Origin of the sequence: Promicromonospora sp. Populi (assembly GCF_041081105.1) — a bacterium.
Classification (GTDB): domain Bacteria; phylum Actinomycetota; class Actinomycetes; order Actinomycetales; family Cellulomonadaceae; genus Promicromonospora.
Genome location: NZ_CP163528.1, coordinates 3,161,179 through 3,181,056, shown reverse-complemented (window position 1 = coordinate 3,181,056; position 19,878 = coordinate 3,161,179). Strand labels below are relative to the sequence as shown.

Genomic DNA, 19,878 nt, shown 5'->3' with positions numbered 1-19,878 from the left:
CGGCCCGGGACGTTCCCGTGCGCGGCCTGCCGGAGCTCTCGGGAGTGGGCCGCACGCTCGTCATGGGCGTGGTCAACGTCACCCCGGACTCGTTCTCGGACGGGGGCGAGTGGTTCGAGCCGTCGGCCGCCGTCGCGCACGGGCTGGAGCTGCTCGGCGAGGGCGCGGACATCCTGGACGTGGGCGGGGAATCCACCCGGCCCGGGTCGGTGCGCGTGCCGCAGGAGCAGGAGCTGGCGCGCGTGCTGCCCGTCATCGAGCGGCTCACCGCGCACGGCGCGGTCGTGAGCGTGGACACCACCCGTGCGGCAGTCGCCGAGCGGGCGGTGGCCGCAGGCGCACGCATCGTGAACGACGTCTCCGGCGGGCTCGCCGACCCGGAGATGGGCCGTGCCGTCGCCGAGACCGGCGCCGCGTACGTGGCGATGCACTGGCGCGGGCACGCGGACGTCATGGACGACCTCCAGGAGTACAACGACGTCGTGGCGGACGTGCGCGACGAGCTGGCCGCCCGGATGGCCGCGCTGCACGACGCCGGGGTGCGGCACGACCAGGTGATCCTTGATCCAGGGCTCGGCTTCGCCAAGGCCGGGGTGCTCAACTGGCCGCTGCTGGCGCACCTCGACGTGCTGCACGAGCTGGGCCGCCCCGTGCTCGTGGGCGCCTCCCGCAAGCGGTTCCTGGGCCACCTGCTGGCCGACTCGTCGGGGCACACGGCGCTGCCGCGGGCCCGGGACGACGCGACGGCCGCGATCTCGGCCCTGTCGGCGGCCGCCGGCGCCTGGTGCGTGCGTGTGCATACTGTCCGGGCGAGTGCCGACGCCGTCCGGGTGGCGGCCGCGTGGACTGCCGCGGGCGACGAGCCCCGGGTAGGGTCACCGGGTACCTCTCCCCGATCCGCGCAGGGGGCATTGACTTCTACCGTGGCCTTGACCACAGAATCGTGGACGGCCGGGGATCAGGGCGTGCCGACCTGGCAGGATTCCGGTGCACGCAAGGACGACGGGAGGAGACCACGGTGACCACAGCGTTCGGAACGGGCGTTACTGGCTCGGACGGCCGGTCGCTGGATCAGATCCAGCTGAGCGGCGTCAGCGCGCGGGGGTACCACGGTGTGCTGCCTTCGGAACGACAGACCGGCCAGGAGTTCCGGGCCGACGTCCTGCTGTACCTGGACACGCGTGCCGCTGCGGCGGGCGACGACCTGACCCAGACGGTGAGCTATGCCGACGTCGCGAGCGACGTCCACGACATCCTGACGGGCACCCCGGCCGACCTCGTCGAGACGGTCGCCGAGCGCATCGCCGCCGCGGTGCTGGCCCGGCCGCAGGTCGAGGCGGTGGACGTACGCGTGCACAAGCCGCACGCGCCCATCCCGGTGCGGTTCGACGACGTCCAGGTGACGATCCGCCGCGACCGCGTGCACCTGCCCGTCGTCGCGGCCCCGGTCTCGCTGGCCGACTCCACCGCGCTCAACGGTTCCTGGAACGACGCCGGGGAGCCCGCGCGCAGCGGTTCCGAGAGCGTGTCGTTCGCCGCCGAGCCCGAGCCGCAGGACTTCGAGCCCGTGGCCCGTGTGATCCCCGCCGAGCCGGAGCCGCTCGTCGAGCGGGTCGCGGCCCCCGTGGAGCCTGTTGTCGAGGCGCCGGAGCCGACCCCGGTGCCCGAGCTCATCGCGCCCCAGCCGCTGCAGGTGATCCCCGCGTCGTGGGAGCTGCAGGCCGACGTACCCGCGCAGCCCGAGCAGCGGGACCAGCTCGACCGCGGGCCGCTGTTCCAGCAGCCGCAGGAGCAGTTCAGCTCGGAGCCGGTCTTCGAGCCGGTCCAGCAGTACGAGTCGCTCCAGGGCCTCGACCAGCGCCTCGGTGCCGACCAGGGCCAGCCGTTCGAGCCGGTCCAGCAGTTCGAACCGGTCCAGCCGGTCCAGCAGTTCGAGCAGCAGGGTTACGACCAGTCCCCGCAGTTCGACCAGCCCCAGCAGTTTGAGCAGCCTCAGCAGTTTGAGCAGCAGCGGCAGCCGGACCCGGAGCAGAACCACTACGGCCAGCTGTTCGACCAGCAGTACGACCAGGACGCCATGGACAAGACGCTGGTGTCGGCCGCGGTGCCGGACTCCGCCGTCGGGCAGCCGGAGCAGTACGCGTCGGACCAGTTCCAGTCGGAGCAGTTCCAGGCCGAGCAGTTCCCGGCCGAGCCGCGCGACCGGTTCGACGAGATTCCCGCCGGGTACGTGGACGTGGTCGTCGCGATCGGTGCCAACCTGGGCGACCCCCAGGCAACCATGCGCTCGGCCGTCGCCGAGCTGGACCGGGTGCCCGGGCTGCAGATCGTGGACGTGTCGCCGCTGGCGCGCACGGCCGCCGTCGGCGGCCCCGAGGACCAGCCGGACTACCTCAACGCCGTGCTGCTGGCGCGCACGACGCTCTCCGCGCGCGGGCTGTTGCAGGCCTGCCAGGAGGTCGAGAACGCGCACGGCCGCGTCCGTGAGGAGCGCTGGGGCGCACGCACCCTGGACGTCGACCTGATCACGTACGGCAACCTGACCGACGCCGCCGCGGACCTCGAGGTGCCGCACCCCCGTGCGCACGAGCGGGCCTTCGTGCTGGAGCCCTGGTCCCAGATCGCGCCGGACGCGGTACTGCCCGGCCTGGGCGGTGGCCCGGTGGCCCAGCTCGCGGCCACGGCGCCCGACCGGGCCGGCATCCGCTGGCTCGCGCTCGACTGGCTGACCGACCCGGAACCTGAGCAGGACGGCGGCACCACCGCGTCCGACCACCCGGCGACGCCCGACGGCGGCAACCCGGCACCGGAGGCGCAGATGCCCCCGGCCCTGCCCCCGTCGCTCCCGCCGAGCGGCCGTCCGCAGGCCTCGTCCGGCGGTCCCGTGGTCGAGGTGCCCGGCGGCGGTGCTCCGCAGGGGTACCTCAACGGCCAGGTGGACCCGGAGCCCCAGACCCCGGCCGCGCAGCAGGAGGTCTACCCGGGTGGCCTGCACCCGCAGGCCTACTCCAGCGGGCCCGTGCCGGGCCCGGGTGGCTCGGTGCCGATCCCGCAGCAGGTGTCGCAGGCGGCGCCCGTGCCGCCGCGCGGTGCCCCGCCGGTGGGGATGCCGGGGAACGGGCCAGTGGTCCCGCCGCCGGAGGAGGCGCTCGTACCCGCGCCCATCGCGCCCCGCGCGGTCCGGGACACGGCGCGCGAGGCGCCGGAGCACACCCCGCTGCCCTCGGCGGCCGCGCCGGCCATGCCGGTGTTCGCGCCGGTCAACCCGTCGCGGCCGGCGGGGAGCGTGTTCCCGCCGGTGAACGGTGGCGCCGCGGCGGAGCCGGCAGCACCGCTGTTCTCCCCGGTCGGCACGCCGACAAACGGTGCGCCCGGTTCGGCACACGACAGCCAGCCGAACGGGCACGCCAACGGCCACTCCAACGGCCATCACTCCAACGGCCATCACTCCAACGGTCAGCTGGGCGGACAGCACTCCAACGGACAGCGTGAGGCCTACGACAACGACCACACCGTGATCCGGGTCCCGAGCTACGCCACCGAGCAGCACCAGCCGCAGCACCAGCCGCAGCACCAGCCGCAGCCGCTGCCGGACGGTCCGATCGACTCGGTCCCGTCCTGGGTGCCGGTCCGGGACGAGCGGGGGCGCGACACCTGACATGCGGAGAACCCCTGTTGGTTCCCTCGTCGCGGTCCTCGTCGCGGTCGCGATCATCGGCTGGCTCGTGCTGCGTTCCCTCGAGTCGCGGAGCGTGTACCTGCCGGTGGTGCCGTGGCTGGTCGACGTCGCGATCCTGGCGCTGGCCGGAGCCGTGTTCTGGTCAGGGTGGGGCGTGCGGTCGTACCAGAAGGGCAAGCGGCCGTCCCTCGACGGGCTCCGGGCCGCCCGGACCCTCGTCCTCGCGAAGGCCGCCGCCCTGACGGGCGCACTGCTCGGCGGCTGGTACCTGGCTCAGGTGCTGGTGGTGCTGGGCGACCTCGCGATCGAGCCGCGGCGCGACCGTGCCGTAGCGGCCGGGATCGCCGTGCTGTGCTCGATAGTTCTTGCCGTGGTGGGCATGGTCGTGGAGAAGTTCTGCGAGCTGCCGCCGTCCGACAAGGACCGCGCCGGCGCCGACGAGGGCGAGTCTCCGGCCCCGGCCTGAGACCTCGCTACCCAGCACTTGTCCTCTGCGGAACAATGGGCAGCATGACCAGCCCCTTCGAACCGCACGACGTCACCTGGAACCGCGTATCCCCGCGCCTCGTGACGGCCATGGTGGTACCGGCCAGCATCAGCCTGGGCATACCGCTGATCGTCGGTGTTGTTCTTGCCGTGACCGTCAGCCCGTGGTTCTGGCTGCTCGCCGGTTTCCCCGCGGTCTTCCTGCTGTGGTCGATCATCCTGATCCCGCGCCAGGTCAGGGCGATCGGCTACGCCGAGCGCGACGACGATCTCCTCATCCGCAAGGGAGTCATGTTCAAGTCGCTGGTAGTGGTCCCCTACGGGCGTATGCAGTACGTGGACGTCGAGGCCGGCCCCCTGGACCGCAAGCTGGGTCTGGCGAAGGTGCAGCTCCACACGGCGTCCGTCGGCACGGACGCCCAGATCCCTGGCCTGCCCCCGGACGAGGCCGCGCGCCTGCGCGACCGCCTTGCGTCCCGCGGTGAGGCTCGTCTGGCGGGGCTGTGAGCACACCGGAGCACGGTCTCGACAGGCTCGACCAGCAGGGTGCGCCCAACCCGCCGAGCGAGCCGGACCAGCCGGAGGCCGAGGAGCTCGTGTGGCGCCGCGTCCACCCGATCACGCCCCTGGTCCGGGGCTGGGCGGTGGTCGGTGCGGCAGTCGTGATCCTGGGCCAGCAGTCCCTCGACGGCGGTCCTCGCGGCGGCCTCATCGCTCTGGTCACCAGCGAGTACTGGTGGACGCTGCTCGCCGCGCTCGCCGCCATCGCCCTCGTGGGCTGGGGCTACTCGACGCTGGCCTGGCGCATGACTACCTACGCCATCGGCGCGGAGACCGTGCACCTGCGGCGCGGCATCCTGTTCCGGCAGCAGCGGCACGCGCGCCTGGACCGGCTGCAGTCGGTAGACATCCGGCAGCCGCTCGTGGCCCGGTTCTTCGGCCTGTGCGAGCTGACGCTGGAGACCGCGGGCGGTACCGACTCCGGCGTCGCCATCGGCTTCCTGAAGGGGTCCGACGCCGACGAGCTGCGCGCCGAGCTCCTCGCCCGCGCGGCGGGGATCAAGGTTGCCAGGGCGAACCCGGCCGTGGCGGCAGGGTCTCCGGCCGCCGGCGCTGTTACCGCCCCTGTCGGCCCCGGCCCGGACGGCGGGTCCCCGGACCAGGCAGGCGGGACTCAGGGCCCCGGGCTCCAGGACGCCGTCGGGACTGCCGCGCCGAACGCCCCGGCGTCAACCATCGCGGCGTCGCCCGCGCTCGAGGCGCCCCAGGTGCCCGTCCTCACCGTGCCCCTGGGCCGCCTGATCGGCTCGGCGGTGCTCTCCGGCGCGATGATCACGCTCGTCGTCTGGGCCGTCGCGGTGATCGTGATCATGATCCTCACGGGCGAGTTCGCCGTCATGTCCGCCTCGTTGCCCGCGGTGCTGGGCGCCGGCGGGTACCTGTTCAGCCGCCTGACCGGCGAGTTCGACTTCCGGGTGGCCATCTCGCCCGACGGCGTCCGCCTGCGGCACGGCATGCTGGAGACCCGGTCCCAGACCATCCCGCCCGGCCGGGTGCAGGCCGTCCGGCTCATCCAGAGCGCCCTGTGGCGCCGCTTCGACTGGTGGCGGGTGCAGGTGAACGTCGCCGGCTACGGCGGCGAGAACGAGGACAAGAACAGCGTGCTGCTGCCCGTCGGCACCCGCGAGGAGGCGCTGACCGTGCTGTCGCTCGTGCTGCCGGACCTCGGCGTCGCCGAGCCGCGCCGCATCCTCGACGACGGCCTGGCCGGCGACTCCCGCGCGGAGAGCGCCTTCGTCACCGCGCCCCGGCGGACCCGCATCCTCGATCCGGTGGCGTGGCGCCGCAACGGGTACACCGTGACCGGCCGCGCGCTGCTGCTGCGCCGGGGTCGCGTGGTGCGGGTCCTGGACGTCGTGCCGCACGAGCGGACGCAGTCGCTGGCCCTGAGCCAGGGCCCGTGGCAGCGCCGGCTGGGCGTGGCCTCGTTCCAGGTGCACTCCACGGCAGGCCCGGTGCACCCTGAGGTGGCGCACCTCGACGCCGCCGACGCCGCGCGGCTCATGGCGGAGCAGGCCACGCGTGCCCGTACCGCCCGTGCGTCGGCCGGTTCCGAACGATGGATGGAAGACAGGGTGAGTGACCGGTGATGACCGGTGAGTGAGCCCGACGAGCCGCGTCGTCGGCCCGGCCGGCTGGGTGTGGGCGTGATCGGCGCCGGGCGCGTCGGCGCGGTGCTCGGCAACGCGCTGCGCGCCGCCGGCCACGCAGTCGTGGGCGCGAGCGGCATCTCGGAGGATTCCCGGGAGCGGATCGAGATGCTCCTGCCGGGCGTCCCCAACCTCGAGGTGCCCGACGTCGTCGAGCGGGCCGAGCTGGTGCTGCTCGCGGTGCCGGACGACGCGCTGGGCCCGCTGGTCGCCGGCCTCGCCGAGACCGGGGCCTGGCAGCAGGGCCAGCTCGCGGTCCACACCTCCGGCCGTTACGGGACCACCGTCCTGGAGCCAGCGCGGCTGGGCGGCGCCATCCCGCTCGCGGTGCACCCCGCCATGACGTTCACGGGCACATCCCTCGACCTGGCGCGCCTGGAGGGCTGCACGTTCGCCGTGACCGGACCGGCGCCCGTGCTGCCGATCGGGCAGGCCCTCGTGGTCGAGATCGGCGGCGAGCCGGTGATCGTGGACGAGGAGGCCCGCGGCATCTACCACGCGGCCCTCGCGCACGGCGCGAACCACCTCGTGGTGCTCGTCGCGCAGGCCGCGCAGGCGCTGGAGGCGGCCGGGATCGAGGCGCCCGGCCGGGTGCTCGCGCCGTTGTTGTCGGCCGCGCTCGAGTCGGCGACCCGCTCGGCGGACGCGCGCGACGGCGTCGGGCCGGGTGCGATCGCCGCCCTCACCGGGCCGGTCTCCCGGGGCGACGTCGGCACCGTGCGCCGCCACCTGACCGAGCTCAGCGCGCTGGCCGCGGCCAGCGGCGCCACCGACATACCCGACAGCTACACCGAGCTCGCCCGCGGGGCTACCCGCCGCGCGCTGGCCAGCCACCGGATCGACGACGCGGCGGCTCAGGCGCTGCTCGACGCGCTGGACAACGCGACCGGAGAGTCGCGTGCAGAAAGGAACACGCCGTGAGCACCCGGACCCAGACCCCGCCCGATGCGGAACCCACGCAGCGCACCCCGCTCGTGGTCCGCACCCGCTCCGAGCTGCGTGACGCGCAGCTGCGCTGGGCCCTCACGGGCCCCCTGGAGCACGCCGACCCCGACGCCGGCCCGGGGCAGCGCGCCGTCGTCATGACGATGGGCGCGCTGCACGACGGGCACCTGGAGCTGGTGCGCCGGGCGCGCGCGGAGGCCGGCCCGAGCGGCCAGGTGCTGGTCACGATCTTCGTGAACCCGCTGCAGTTCGGGGCGGGTGAAGACCTCGCCACGTACCCGCGTGACCTGGACGGCGACGTCGCCAAGCTGGCCGGCGTCGGGGCGGACGTCGTCTTCGCGCCCACGCTCGACGTCGTCTACCCGGACGGCGACCCCGTGGTGCGGGTGTCCGCCGGACACATCGGCGAGGTGCTGGAGGGCGAGAGCCGCCCCGGGCACCTGGACGGGGTGCTCACCGTGGTGCTCAAGCTGATGCACCTGGTGCGGCCCGACGTCGCGCTGTTCGGCGAGAAGGACGCCCAGCAGCTGCTTGCGGTGCGGCGCATGGTGCGCGACCTGGAGGTGCCGGTCGAGGTGGTGGGGGTGGCCACGGTGCGCGAGCCCGACGGCCTCGCTCTGTCCTCGCGCAACGCCTACCTGTCCGCGGACGAGCGCGAGCGGGCGCTGGCCCTGTCCCGCGCGCTGCGGGCGGGGGCGGCCGCCGCGGACCGCGGCGCAGCAGGTGTGATCAACGCCGCGCAGCAGGTGCTGGACGGGGCCGACGGCGTCGTGGTCGACTATCTCGCTCTCGTCGACCCGGTGACCGTGCAGACGGTCGCCGACGACTTCTCCGGCCGCGCGCTGCTGCTCGTGGCCGCACGGGTGGGTACCACCCGGCTGATCGACAACCAGGCCATCGAGGTCTCGCCAGAGGTCCAGAGGTAAGAACCATGAGCACCACCGAGCACCGTCCCGTCGGCCGCCCTGCGTCGTTGCAGCGGCCCATGATGATCGCCAAGATCCACCGCGCCACCGTCACGCAGGCGGACCTGCACTACGTCGGGTCCATCACCGTGGACGCCGACCTGCTGGCGGCCGCCGACCTCGTGCCCGGCCAGCAGGTCGACGTCGTCGACGTGACCAACGGCGCGCGGCTGACCACCTACGTGATCCCGGGGGAACCGGACTCCGGCCAGATCTGCATCAACGGCGCGGCCGCCCACCTGGTGAGCCCGGGCGACGTCGTCATCCTCATCGCCTACGGCCTGCTCTCGGACCAGGACGCGCGGACCTTCCTGCCGAACGTCGTGTTCGTCGACGAGCAGAACCGCATCGTCGAGCTCAGTGACGAGCCCGGGCACGTGCCGGACGGCTACGGCCTGGCGGAGAGCGGCCTGCCGATCGAGCCGTTCCAGACGGCCGGCCTGGTGCGCACCGCGTCGGGCCGCGCGTGAGCCCCACGCCAGGACCGGGACCCCGGCTGGCGCGCTCCCTCGCGGCCCCCGCGCCCGGTTGGACCGCAGAGGCCGACGCGATAGTCATCGGCTCCGGGATCGCCGGGCTGACGGCGGCGCTCGAGCTCCGCACGCACGTGCCACGGGTGCTGCTCGTGACCAAGGGCCGGCTCCAGTCCGGGTCGACGGTGTGGGCGCAGGGCGGCATCGCCGCCGCGCTGGACCCGTCCGACTCGCCCGGGGCGCACCTCGCGGACACGCTGACCGCCGGCGGCGGCCTGTCCGACCCCGACGCGGTGCAGGTACTGGTCACCGAGGGTCCCGCGCGCGTGCGCGAGCTGATGGCCCGCGGTGCGGTCTTCGACCGGGCGGCCGACGGCGACATCGCGCTCACCCGCGAGGGCGGCCACCACGCCGACCGGATCGCGCACGCCGGGGGCGACGCCACGGGCGCGGAGATCTCCCGGGCGCTGGTCGCGCAGATCGAGGCGGTGCGGCACGACCCGGGTATCGAGGTCGTGGAGAACGCCCTGGTGCTCGACGTGCTCACGACGGCTCCCGCGGCCGACGGCGCGCGGCGTGCCTGCGGAATCACCCTGCACGTGCGGGGCGAGGGCTCGCGGGACGGCGTGGGCGCCGTCCTGGCCCCCGCCGTGATCCTGGCCACCGGCGGGATCGGGCAGGTGTTCCGGTCCTCGACCAACCCGGCCGGCGCCACCGGCGACGGCATCGCCGCCGCGCTCCGGGCGGGCGCGGTGCTGGGCGACCTGGAGTTCGTGCAGTTCCACCCGACGGTCCTGTGGCTCGGCTCGGGCGCGAAGGGCCAGCTGCCGCTGATCTCGGAGGCCGTGCGCGGCGAGGGCGCGCTGCTGCTCGACGTCGACGGGCACCGGTTCATGCCGGGTGTGCACGAGATGGCTGAGCTGGCGCCGCGGGACATCGTCGCGCACGCGATTGTGCGGCAGATGGCCGCCACCGGGGCCGACAACGTGCTGCTGGACACCCGGCACCTCGGTCGGGACTTTCTGCGCACGCGGTTCCCCACGATCAACGCCCGGTTGCTGGAGGCCGGCATCGACTGGTCCGAGGAGCCCGTGCCCGTGGCCCCGGCCCAGCACTACCACTCGGGTGGTGTGGTCACCGACCTCGACGGGCGCACCTCGGTGGACGGGCTGTACGCCGTGGGTGAGGTCGCGTGCACTGGCGTGCACGGCGCGAACCGGCTCGCGTCGAACTCGCTGCTCGAGGGCATCGTGTTCGCCTCCCGCGCGGCGCGCGACGTCGCGGCGCGGTTCGCCGACGGCGAGCTGAAGCCGGGGGAGCCCGCCGAGCGCCCCGGCGGGTCCGCCCTGGTCGCGGCCGCCGCCCGGTCGCGGATCCAGAAGGTGACCTCCGCCGGGTCGGGCGTGATCCGGTCGGCGCGGTCGCTGGCCGACGTCGACGAGCGGCTCCGCGCCGTGCGGGCCGATGCGCACCTGGCGGCGGAGGTCGTCGCGGAGCCCCAGGCGGCCGAGTGGGAGACCACGAACGTGCACATGGTCGCGCGGGCCCTGACGCGCGCGGCCTGGCTGCGCGAGGAGACCCGCGGCGGGCACTACCGCACCGACTTCCCTCGGCCGGAGGACGCGTGGAAGCGCCGCGTCCGGGTCTGGCTGGACGACGCCGGGGTGCTGCAGGCGCGCTGAGCCGGTGGTGCTAGCTGCCGCCGCGAGATCGGTCGGGTGCATGGCTCGCGCGCTGAGTTCGGTCGGTTGCACGGCTTGCGCGTCGAGTTCGGTCGGTTGCCTCGAGATCGGTCAATTAATGGACCGATCTCGAGGCAAGTGACCGATCTCAGTGGCCAGGCTCAGCAAGTGACCGAACTCGGCGGCACAGGCCGGAGCTGAGCGCGGAGCGCGTCGCCGGATGTGTGGCGCTATCGCGCGATGTGGCCGATCGGGTCGCCCGGTGTGATCTGGGTGCCCTCGGCGGCGGTGTGCTCCAGCGTTCCTGCCGCCTCCGTCACCAGCTGGGTCTCCATCTTCATCGCCTCGACAAGGGCGACTGGCTGGCCGTCGGCCACGGTCGCGCCGTCGGGCACCAGCCAGCGCACCAGGGTGCCGGGCATCGCCGCGAGGAGCGGCACACGCCCGTCGTCGGTTCCGCTGCCCGACGGCGGGGGCGTGCCCTCAACCGTCGGGGTTCCGCCGGTGCCGGCGCCGGTTGCCGCACTGCTGGGACCGCCGACCGCCGTCGGGCCGAACCCTGCGAACCCGACCCCACCCGGGGTGCGTACCCGGTGCCGTTGCCCGTCGATCTCGACCCAGGTCTCCACGACCCCGGGCTCGGCGACGGGCGCCGCGAGCGTCTGCGGGTCGATCGAGGCGAGGAACTCCGTCTCTATCCACTGGGTGTGGACAGCGAAGCCGGACCCGCCCGCCGCTCCCGCGGCAGTCGACCCGGCGTCCGCCGCTCCGCTGTCCGCCGCCGTGAACGCCGGATCCGCCAGCACCGCGCGGTGGAACGGCAGCACCGTGGGCACGCCCTCGACCACGGTCTCGGCCGCGGCTCGCCGGGCCCGTGCGAGCGCCGCCTGACGGGTCGGCCCCCAGACGACAACCTTGGCGAACAGCGAGTCGAACTCACCGGGGATCAGCGAACCGGAATCGACCCCGGCGTCCACCCGCACGCCCGGGCCCGCGGGGGCGACGAACCGGTCGATACGGCCGGGCCCGGGCAGGAACCCGCGCGCCGGGTCCTCGGCGTTGAGCCGCAGCTCGATCGCGTGCCCGCGCGGGGCGGGGTCCTCGGTCACGGACAGCGGCAGGCCGCTCGCGACGCGGAGCTGTTCGACCACAAGGTCGAGACCGGTGGTCTCCTCCGTGACCGGGTGCTCCACCTGGAGCCGCGTGTTGACCTCCAGGAACGACAGGGTGCCGTCCGTCCCGAGGAGGAACTCCACGGTCCCGGCGCTCCGGTATCCCGCGGCGGCGCACAGCGCGCGCGCCGACTCGTGCACCCGCGCGCGCACGACGTCGTCGAGGAACGGTGCGGGCGCCTCCTCGACCAGCTTCTGGTTGCGCCGCTGCAGGGAGCAGTCGCGGGTGCCCGCGACCACCACGTGGCCGTGGTCGTCGGCGATGACCTGCGCCTCCACGTGCCGGGGCCGCTCCAGGAACCGTTCGACGAAGCACTCGCCCCGACCGAACGCGGCCTCCGCCTCGCGGCGGGCCGCCTCGAACAGCTCGGGCACCTCCTCGAGGGTCCGGGCCACGCGCATGCCGCGCCCGCCGCCGCCGTGCGCCGCCTTGATGGCCAGCGGCAGGCCGTGCTCCTCGGCGAAGGCGAGCGCGGCCGCGGCGTCGGGCACCGGGCCGTCGGAGCCGGGCACCAGGGGTGCGCCGACCTTCCGCGCCAGGTCCCGGGCGGCGATCTTGTCGCCGAGCAGCTCGATCGTGGCCGACGTCGGCCCCACCCACACCAGGCCCGCCTCCTCGACGGCGCGGGCGGCGGCCGCACTCTCGGACAGGAAGCCGTACCCGGGGTGGATCGCTTCCGCCCCGGACCTGCGCGCGACGTCGAGCAGCTTCTCCACCGACAGGTAGGTCTCCGCGGCCGTGCGCCCGTCCAGGCCCCAGGCCTCGTCGGCGAGCCGGACGTGGGGGGCGTCCGCGTCGCCGTCGGCGTACACGGCGATGGAACGGATCCCCAGGTCAGCACACGCGCGGACCACGCGGACCGCGATCTCGCCTCGGTTGGCGACGAGCACGCTGCGGATCATGGGGTGCCTCCTGGGTGGTTCTGGGCTATGTGGTCTCGGATGACGAAGCGGACGCGCGCGCCCGCGGGCAGCTGCCCGGCGAGCGGCACGTGGTCGGGGGTGACCGCCCCGACCACGGGATACCCGCCGGTCAGGGGATGGTCGGCCAGGAAGAGCACCGGCAGCCCGTCGGGCGGCACCTGGATCGCGCCCGTGACGCAGCCCTCGCTCGGCAGCTCCGCACCGCCCCGCTCCGGGGTCCGCGTGATGGGCTCCCCGTCCAGCCGCAGCCCGATCCGGTTGGAGCGCGGTGTCACCAGCCAGTCCTGCCCGGTGAGCCTGGCGATCGCCGCCGCGTCGAACCAGTCGTCGCGCGGCCCCAGCACGATCGGCAGCTTGGTCACCTCACCGGCCGCGGGCAGCCTGCCCGACGGCGGAGCTGGCGCCGGCGGGGCTGCCGCCGGGAGACCCCGGTCCGGTGCGCCGACCGGCAGCAGGTCGCCCGACGCCAGCGGGTCGGGGCCGAGCCCGGCCAGCACGTCGGTGGCCCGGCTGCCCAGCACGGGCGGCACGTCGATCCCGCCGCGTACCGCCACGTAGGCGCGCACACCGCGGGCGGGGGCAGCGAGGCGCAGCTCGTCGCCGTCGTCCAGGGCGAACGGCTCGCCGGGCCGCGGATGGCGGTCGGGGCGCGGCGGTTGGGGGTCCGCAGGCCGGCCTCGTTGGGCTGCGGCACCGGGTCGCACCACGATGTCGCCCACCGCCCCGGTCACGGCGAGCACCTGTGGTCCGCGGGCGCGCAGCCGCACGCCGCCCACCGACTCGATGGCCGCGGCGTCTGACGGATTGCCGACGGCGCGGTTCGCCGCGCGCAGGCTCGGCCGGTCCAGCGCCCCGGACGCCGAGACCCCGGCCCCTTCGGACCCGGGCCGCCCAAGATCCTGGACGAGCGCCTGCACCCCGGGGCTGACCACCTCAATGCCGGGACCAGGGCCTTGACCACAGCAGTTGCTGCCAGGCCGCCCCCGATCCTGGCAGGAACTGCTGTGCTCAACGGCCGAGGTGGCCGAAGCGGCCGGCCTGGGCGGGGCCGGCAGGTCGCGCACCGCGACGAAGCGGACCCGGTCCCCGGGCAACATCAGCGCCGGCCGCTCCCGCGTCACGTCCCAGACCGGTGCGTCCGTGCGGCCCAGGAGCTGCCAGCCGCCGGGGCTCTCCCGCGGGTAGACCCCGCTGTACGGCCCGGCGAGCGCCACCGACCCGGCCGGCACCCGGGTGCGCGGGCTCGCGCGCCGGGGGACCACCAGCTCGGCGTCGTCGCTGGTCAGGTACGCGAACCCGGGCGCGAACCCGACGAACCCGACGGTCCACGCCGCGGCGGTGTGCCGCCGGACCAGCTCCTCGGTGCTCCAGCCGAGCAGCTCGGCCGCCTCGTCGAGGTCCGCGCCGTCGTACAGCACGGGGATCTGGACCGTACGCGCGGCGGAGGTGGCGCGGCGCTCCAGCGGCCGCGTCCGGAGCTCGGCGGCCAGGTCGTGCGCCGAGATCGCCGAGGGCCGGAATGGCACAAGCAGCGTCCGTGCGCCGGGCACGGGTACGCCGACGCCGCGTACGGGCTCCGCCAGCAGGGACTCGTACAGTGCGACCGCCTGGTCCAGGTCGTCGAGCTCGACCAGGAGGGCGTCGTCGCGGGCGGTCAGTACCCGCATCACGCTACGGGGCCGCCGCTCGCCGTCGGGCCGCCGCCAGCCGTACCCGCTGTCGGGCCGCCGCCAGCCCCGCCTCCCGCCGGCGCGAACGCCGCGAGCGTGATCCCCTCGGCGTCGAACACCTCGCGGATCCGCCGCGCCATGGCGACGGCGCCGGGGGAGTCGCCGTGCACGCACACGGAGTCGGCGCGCACGGCGACGTCGGACCCGTCCACCGCGGTCACCACGCCCTCGGTCACCAGGCGGAGCATGCGGCGGGCGACGTCGTCGGCGTCGTGCAGCACCGAACCCGGCTCGCGCCGCGAGACCAGGCGACCCTCGGGTGTGTACGCCCGGTCCGCGAACGCCTCGGTGGCGGTCGTGAGCCCGGCGGCCGACGCCGCGGCGAGAGCCACGCTCCCGGGCAGCCCCAGCAGCACGAGCCGGGGGTCGACCGCGGCTACGGCCTCTGCCACGGCCCGGGCTACTCGCTCGTCGACCGCCGCCGTGTTGTACAGGGCGCCGTGCGGCTTGACGTAGGTGACGACGCCACCCTCGGCGTCGGCCAGACCGCGGAGTGCGCCGATCTGGTAGGCGACGTCGGCCTGGAGCTCGTCGTCGGGCACATCCATGTTGCGGCGGCCGAACCCGGCGAGGTCCCGGTAGCCGACGTGCGCACCGATGGTGACGCCGTGCGCCACGGCGGACCGCACGGTGCGGCGGATGGACGCGGGGTCCCCGGCGTGGAAGCCGCAGGCGACGTTGGCGCTGGAGACGATGCCGAGCATCTGCTCGTCGTCGCCGAGGCTCCAGCGGCCGAATCCCTCGCCGAGGTCGCTGTTCAGGTCGACGGCGCTCATGGTGCGGGTCCTTTCGATGTCGCGGTCTTCCGGTGGGCTGGAGCTCAGGCGGACAGCAGGTCGAAGATCGGGCCCACCGCGTTGACCGCCATGTACCAGGTGACCACGGTGGCCAGCGTGCCGACCACCAGGAGCCAGCGCGGGTACCTCGCCTTGCCCAGGAGCGATCCGCGGAACCAGCCGATGTACATGAACAGGGTCAGGCCGATGGGCAGGATGAGCCCGTTCACGCCGCCCACGAACACGAGCAGGGTGGCCGGCGCGGTGCCGATCGCCAGGTAGACCGCCAGCGAGACGACGATGAAGCCGACCGTCCACAGGTCGGCGGTCCGGCCGGTGATCCTGGCGGAGAACACCGGCAGGAACGAGACGGACGTGTAGGCGGCCCCGATGACGCTCGTGATCGCGGCGATCCAGAACACGGCGCCGAAGATGCGCAGGCCCGTCTCGCCGGCGGCGGCGGAGAACGCGTCTCCCGCCGGGTTGCCGGCGACGTCCAGCACCACGCCGGAGGCGACGACGCCGAGGATCGCCAGGAACAGCACGTACCGCATGATCCCGGTGACGAGGATGCCGTTGACGGCGGCCCGGTTGACCTCGCGGATGTGCTCCGGTCCCGCGGTGCCGGAGTCGAGGAGCTTGTGCGCGCCGGCGTACGTGATGTAGCCGCCCACGGTGCCGCCGACGATCGTCGTGATCGTGGCGAAGTTGATCGTGTCGGGCAGCACCGTCTGCCGCAGCGCCTCGCCCACGGGCGGGTCGGACAGGACCGCGACGAACACGGTCAGCAGGATCATCACCACGCCGGCGACGATCACCACCCGGTCGACGACGGCCCCGGCGCGCTTGGCGAGGAAGATGGCGATGGCGATGACGGCGCTGATCGCCCCGCCCAGCCGGGGGTCGAGGCCGAACAGGGCGTTCAGGCCGAGGCCCGCGCCGGCGGTGTTGCCGATGTTGAAGATGAGGCCGCCGAAGACGATGAGCACGGCCAGCACGTAGCCGCTGCCCGGCAGGGCGTCGTTGGCCAGCACGCTCGCGCGCTTGCCGGTCAGCGTGATCATGCGCCACACGTTCATCTGCACGGCCAGGTCCAGCAGGATCGAGGCCAGGATGCCGAACGCGAACGCGGCGCCGAGCTGCTGGGTGAACGTGGCCGTCTGGGTGATGAATCCGGGGCCGATGGCGGACGTCGCCATGAGGAAGAGGGCACCCAGCAGGGAGCGTCGTCGCTCCGCCGCGTACCTCCTGACGCTGGGGGGCGGGCCGGTCTGCGGGGTCTCGGCCGATGTGGTCGCGGGCTCGTGGCTCGGGTCGGACATGGTGTCCTCCTGGTCGTCGTGGTGAGCCGGATTGTTCAACAGTCAGGATCGTCTCGTCCGATTGTTTCATCCGCATTGCGGGACCAGGTCGATCATGACACGGCCCAACTGGCCGCGCATAGCCTGGGACACCAGATGTTTACGCGCCCGCCCTTGTTGGATTGTTCAACGAACCCTACGGTCGGTGACTACCCGACCCGAGGGGAAGTAGAGACCACCATGTCGAGATCACGTACCGCTGTCAGGGTGCGAGCGGGCGCCGTCGCCCTCGCGCTCTGCGCCACGACCGCCCTGGCGGCCCCGGCCGTGGCGGCACCAGTCGCCGCTCAGCCCGGATCCAGCTGCCTCGACCCGAGCATCCCGCTCTCGGTCGAGGAAAGCCGCCTGACCGCCTACCTGCCCAGCGCGGCCGACCCGACGGTCCCCGCCGACGACACCTACGCCCGCACCATCATCGAGGGCGGCGGGTTCGGCGGGTACACGGCCGCCTTCACGGCGGCCTTGTGCCGCACCCGCACGCTCGACGGCGCGACGGCGCTCGCCGAGCGCAAGGGTGAGGCCCTGTGGGACGCCGCCGTCCGCCGGGCCCAGGCCGACGACGGCGCCGTCCGCGGTGACCTGCCCGCGAGCGACGACCGCCCGTTGTACTGGACCCGGATCGAGGCCATGGCGGTGCTGCGCCAGTGGGACCCGACGGGCGGCCTCACGCCCGCTGAGCGGGCCGAGCTGGTCGAGACGTTCGACAAGGCCGCGCGCGGGATGTTCGACATCAACCTCCCGCGCGGCGACGACGTCCTGCGGGTGATCGTCAGCGGGTTCGACGTCTACACGCTCGACGGCGGCACCACCGGGCCCGCGCCGGGCACGGTCGGCAACAACATCCGGCACGGCAACCCGTCGGGCGCCACCGCGCTCTCGCTGGACGGCACCAGATACCGCACCGACGACGGCAAGCTCGCCTACGTCGAGGCGTACACGTTGCCCGTGAGCTACCGCGAGTTCGGGGAGGGCTACCTCGAGGACACCGTCGGCCCGTTCATGGAGCCCGGCCCGCGTCAGGTCGACGCGTCGATCACCGTGAGCCAGGCCGGCGGCTCGCAGTTCAACCTGGAGCAGTGGAACGCCCGCTACCACGGCGTCTCGCTGGGCAACGACCGCCTCGCACCGTGCCCCCGGATCGGCGGCGTGCCGCAGCTCGCGATCAACAACGCCGGCTGCAACAGCCAGGTCGTCGACCGATGGGGCGGCGGGGACGGGCTCACCAACCCGCCGCAGTGGACGACGGCGAGCCTGCCGATCGCCGAGATGATCGCCGCCGACACCGGGGCCGACGTCCCGCGTCCTCCGGGCGACACGTGGCCCGACCCGGCGGTGGCCTTCGGCGTCGTCTGGAACACCAGCTACACGCAGTTCCCCGACTGCACCTCGCCCACGCTCCAGACGGTCAACAGCCCGCCGTCCGTCACCTACCCGCCGGCCATGCCGCCGGTGCCGCCGGCCGCAGGTTCCTGCTCCTACAGCGGCGGTGGCGGCAACTACCTGTCCAACGAGAGCGCCTACCGGAACACGCTGCTGCGCGACCGCGCGGGGCTCGACATCCCGGCCGGGCACATCCACACCCCGGACATGCAGCACTACGAGACCACCTTCGGCGTGAGCGACCCCACGTTCGACGCCTGGCGCACCTCCATCGCGGCCCAGGCCACCAACCTGATCCACGCGGTAATCGACACGACCGACTGATTGGTTGTGGGCGCGATCGTTGCGCCTCAACCGGACGCGTAGTCGCAACCATCGCGCCCACAACCAAGGTCTGGATCGCAGGTCCGTAGGATCAGGGCGTGCAGCCCGATCGCGCCGAACGCAGCGCAGACGCAATCCGCGAGCTCATCGTCTCCGGACGCCTGACCCCCGGGCAGCGGCTCTCGGAGCAGGCGGTGAGCGAGTCGCTCGACGTGTCCCGCAACACCCTGCGCGAGGCCTTCCGGATCCTGGTCCACGAGGGCCTCCTGGTGCGGCGGCCCAATGCCGGCGTCGCCGTGGCGCGGCCCGCCCTGGCCGACATCGTGGACATCTACCGGCTCCGGCGGCTCATCGAGGTCCCGGTGCTCGCCGCCGGCGACCCGGCCCACCCGGGAGCCCGGATCATGCGGGACGCCGTCGACGCGGCCCTCGCCGCCCGGCTCGGCGGCGACTGGCGCGACATCGCCGCCGCGAACATGCGCTTCCACGCCGGGATAGTGGCGCTCGCGGGCAGCCCGCGCCTCGACCGCGTGCACGCGAACCTCTCCGCCGAGCTGCGCCTGTCGTTCGGCCTGCTCGGCGACAACGGAGCGTTCTTCGACGGTTTTGTCGACCGCAACGCCGGCCTGCTGCGCCGGTTCACGGCCGGTGACGCCGACGGCGCCGCGGCCGACCTGAACCGCTACCTCACGGACTCGGAGCGGACGCTCCAGGCCATGGTGGACGGCGCCGCCGGCGGCGGTCCAGCGGGTGACGGTGCCACGGACACGGCTCCCGATGGTGCCGCCGACGCTGCGGATACGGTGAGCCCGTGAGCACCCTCCCCGTCTTCGCCACCCCCTCCACGGTCACCCCCGGGCTCGACGCCGCCTGGGTCGCCCGCATCGTCGAGGTAGCCCTCGACGAGGACCTGGGGCCCGCCCCCGGGCGGGACGTGACCTCGCAGGCGACCATCCCGCCGTCGGCCACCGGAGTGGCGGAGCTCGTGGCGCGCGAGGACGGTGTGGTCGCGGGCCTCTTGGTGGTGCCCGAGGTGCTGGGCCAGGTCGCGGCCCGGCTGGGCCTGCCGGCCCCGGAGGCCACCTTCCACGTGCAGGACGGCGCCGCCGTGACCGCGGGCCAGGTCCTGGCGAGCCTCGCGGGCCGCACCCAGGTGCTGCTCGTGGCCGAACGCACCCTGCTCAACCTGGCGAGCCGTGCCTCCGGCGTGGCGACGGCGACCCGGGCGTTCGCCCGCGAGCTGGCGGGGACGGGCGCGCAGGTGCTCGACACCCGCAAGACCACGCCGGGCCTGCGCGCCCTGCAGAAGTACGCCGTGCGCGCCGGCGGTGGCACGAACAAGCGCATGGGCCTGTACGACGTCGCCATGGTCAAGGACAACCACGTGGTCGCCGCCGGATCGGTCGCCGCCGCGATCCGCGCCGTGCGCGAGAACTTCCCCGACGTCCAGATCCAGGTCGAGGCCGACACGACCGCCCAGGCCCTGGAGGCCCTGGCCTCGGGCGCCGACTTCCTGCTGCTGGACAACATGGAGCCCGGGCTGCTTGCCGAGACCGTCGCCGCCGTCCGCGCGCGGGAAGGTCGCGACGGCGTCCCGGCGCACGTCGAGCTCGAGGCGACCGGAAACCTGACCCTGGAGACGGCAAGCAAGGTCGCGGCCACGGGCGTGGACTACCTCTCGGTAGGCGCCCTGACCCACAGCGCTCCGATCCTGGACCTGGCCCTGGACCTCCGGGGCTAATTGAGCTAGCGCCACCGATAGAATCGCACC

At 74.0% G+C, this 19,878-nt stretch carries 16 protein-coding genes; 12 read left to right on the top strand and 4 right to left on the bottom strand.

Annotation, left to right across the window (positions count from 1 at the left end):
* The first annotated feature begins 62 nt into the window (after positions 1 to 62).
* Genes folP through AB1046_RS14310 form a run of 9 tightly spaced genes read left to right on the top strand, consistent with a single transcriptional unit; the run spans position 63 to position 10,440 of the window.
* Positions 63 to 1,022 (top strand): dihydropteroate synthase, encoded by a 960-nt coding sequence (folP, locus tag AB1046_RS14350; RefSeq protein WP_369375721.1) that lies wholly within the window; start codon positions 63 to 65, stop codon positions 1,020 to 1,022.
* Positions 1,019 to 3,658 carry a 2-amino-4-hydroxy-6-hydroxymethyldihydropteridine diphosphokinase gene (folK, locus tag AB1046_RS14345; protein WP_369369985.1) on the top strand — a complete coding sequence of 880 codons (2,640 nt, stop codon included), beginning with the start codon at positions 1,019 to 1,021 and terminating at the stop codon, positions 3,656 to 3,658. The genes folP and folK overlap by 4 nt, the downstream gene beginning before the upstream one ends.
* A 1-nt stretch (position 3,659) precedes the next feature.
* On the top strand, positions 3,660 to 4,145 hold the full coding sequence (locus AB1046_RS14340) for a DUF3180 domain-containing protein (RefSeq protein ID WP_369369984.1): 486 nt from the start codon (positions 3,660 to 3,662) through the stop codon (positions 4,143 to 4,145).
* 35 nt (positions 4,146 to 4,180) lie between these two features.
* Positions 4,181 to 4,672, top strand: coding sequence for a PH domain-containing protein (locus AB1046_RS14335; protein WP_369369983.1), 492 nt, complete (start codon positions 4,181 to 4,183; stop codon positions 4,670 to 4,672).
* Positions 4,669 to 6,315: a PH domain-containing protein gene (locus AB1046_RS14330; protein ID WP_369369982.1), complete on the top strand. Its 1,647-nt coding sequence runs from the start codon at positions 4,669 to 4,671 to the stop codon at positions 6,313 to 6,315. Before AB1046_RS14335 ends, AB1046_RS14330 begins: the two co-directional genes overlap by 4 nt.
* Before the next feature lie 6 nt (positions 6,316 to 6,321).
* Positions 6,322 to 7,296 carry a Rossmann-like and DUF2520 domain-containing protein gene (locus AB1046_RS14325; RefSeq protein WP_369369981.1) on the top strand — a complete coding sequence of 325 codons (975 nt, stop codon included), beginning with the start codon at positions 6,322 to 6,324 and terminating at the stop codon, positions 7,294 to 7,296.
* Positions 7,293 to 8,246, top strand: a complete 954-nt coding sequence (gene panC, locus AB1046_RS14320) for a pantoate--beta-alanine ligase (protein ID WP_369369980.1) — start codon at positions 7,293 to 7,295, stop codon at positions 8,244 to 8,246. The genes AB1046_RS14325 and panC overlap by 4 nt, the downstream gene beginning before the upstream one ends.
* A 5-nt stretch (positions 8,247 to 8,251) precedes the next feature.
* Positions 8,252 to 8,755, top strand: a complete 504-nt coding sequence (gene panD, locus AB1046_RS14315) for an aspartate 1-decarboxylase (protein WP_369369979.1) — start codon at positions 8,252 to 8,254, stop codon at positions 8,753 to 8,755.
* Positions 8,752 to 10,440: an L-aspartate oxidase gene (locus AB1046_RS14310; RefSeq protein ID WP_369369978.1), complete on the top strand. Its 1,689-nt coding sequence runs from the start codon at positions 8,752 to 8,754 to the stop codon at positions 10,438 to 10,440. The genes panD and AB1046_RS14310 overlap by 4 nt, the downstream gene beginning before the upstream one ends.
* A 230-nt stretch (positions 10,441 to 10,670) precedes the next feature.
* Here AB1046_RS14310 and AB1046_RS14305 read toward each other — a convergent pair whose 3' ends face one another.
* Genes AB1046_RS14305 through AB1046_RS14290 form a run of 4 tightly spaced genes read right to left on the bottom strand, consistent with a single transcriptional unit; the run spans position 10,671 to position 16,364 of the window.
* Positions 10,671 to 12,515 (bottom strand): biotin carboxylase N-terminal domain-containing protein, encoded by a 1,845-nt coding sequence (locus tag AB1046_RS14305; RefSeq protein ID WP_369369977.1) that lies wholly within the window; start codon positions 12,513 to 12,515, stop codon positions 10,671 to 10,673.
* Complete coding sequence (locus tag AB1046_RS14300) at positions 12,512 to 14,203, bottom strand: carboxyltransferase domain-containing protein (protein ID WP_369369976.1); 1,692 nt, start codon at positions 14,201 to 14,203, stop codon at positions 12,512 to 12,514. Before AB1046_RS14300 ends, AB1046_RS14305 begins: the two co-directional genes overlap by 4 nt.
* A complete protein-coding gene (locus AB1046_RS14295; protein WP_369369975.1) occupies positions 14,203 to 15,042 on the bottom strand; it encodes a LamB/YcsF family protein in 840 nt (279 codons plus the stop codon). The genes AB1046_RS14300 and AB1046_RS14295 overlap by 1 nt, the downstream gene beginning before the upstream one ends.
* 44 nt (positions 15,043 to 15,086) lie before the next feature.
* On the bottom strand, positions 15,087 to 16,364 hold the full coding sequence (locus AB1046_RS14290) for an NRAMP family divalent metal transporter (RefSeq protein WP_369369974.1): 1,278 nt from the start codon (positions 16,362 to 16,364) through the stop codon (positions 15,087 to 15,089).
* Between the two features lie 219 nt (positions 16,365 to 16,583).
* On the opposite strand from AB1046_RS14290, the gene AB1046_RS14285 reads away from it, so the two are divergent.
* From AB1046_RS14285 to nadC, 3 genes are all read left to right on the top strand, one after another.
* Positions 16,584 to 18,107 carry a hypothetical protein gene (locus tag AB1046_RS14285; RefSeq protein WP_369369973.1) on the top strand — a complete coding sequence of 508 codons (1,524 nt, stop codon included), beginning with the start codon at positions 16,584 to 16,586 and terminating at the stop codon, positions 18,105 to 18,107.
* 98 nt (positions 18,108 to 18,205) lie between these two features.
* Positions 18,206 to 18,922: a GntR family transcriptional regulator gene (locus tag AB1046_RS14280; RefSeq protein WP_369369972.1), complete on the top strand. Its 717-nt coding sequence runs from the start codon at positions 18,206 to 18,208 to the stop codon at positions 18,920 to 18,922.
* Positions 18,919 to 19,848, top strand: a complete 930-nt coding sequence (gene nadC / locus AB1046_RS14275; protein WP_369369971.1) for a carboxylating nicotinate-nucleotide diphosphorylase — start codon at positions 18,919 to 18,921, stop codon at positions 19,846 to 19,848. Before AB1046_RS14280 ends, nadC begins: the two co-directional genes overlap by 4 nt.
* Positions 19,849 to 19,878 lie beyond the last annotated feature (30 nt).

Excerpts from the sequence above, each read along its gene's own strand:
- AB1046_RS14285 (WP_369369973.1), top strand. The coding sequence starts at position 16,584 with ATGTCGAGATCACGTACCGCTGTCAGGGTGCGAGCGGGCGCCGTCGCC.
- AB1046_RS14340 (WP_369369984.1), top strand. The coding sequence starts at position 3,660 with ATGCGGAGAACCCCTGTTGGTTCCCTCGTCGCGGTCCTCGTCGCGGTC.
- folP (WP_369375721.1), top strand. The coding sequence starts at position 63 with ATGGGCGTGGTCAACGTCACCCCGGACTCGTTCTCGGACGGGGGCGAG.
- AB1046_RS14300 (WP_369369976.1), bottom strand. The coding sequence starts at position 14,203 with ATGCGGGTACTGACCGCCCGCGACGACGCCCTCCTGGTCGAGCTCGAC.
- AB1046_RS14305 (WP_369369977.1), bottom strand. The coding sequence starts at position 12,515 with ATGATCCGCAGCGTGCTCGTCGCCAACCGAGGCGAGATCGCGGTCCGC.
- panD (WP_369369979.1), top strand. The coding sequence starts at position 8,252 with ATGAGCACCACCGAGCACCGTCCCGTCGGCCGCCCTGCGTCGTTGCAG.
- AB1046_RS14290 (WP_369369974.1), bottom strand. The coding sequence starts at position 16,364 with ATGTCCGACCCGAGCCACGAGCCCGCGACCACATCGGCCGAGACCCCG.
- AB1046_RS14335 (WP_369369983.1), top strand. The coding sequence starts at position 4,181 with ATGGGCAGCATGACCAGCCCCTTCGAACCGCACGACGTCACCTGGAAC.
- AB1046_RS14295 (WP_369369975.1), bottom strand. The coding sequence starts at position 15,042 with ATGAGCGCCGTCGACCTGAACAGCGACCTCGGCGAGGGATTCGGCCGC.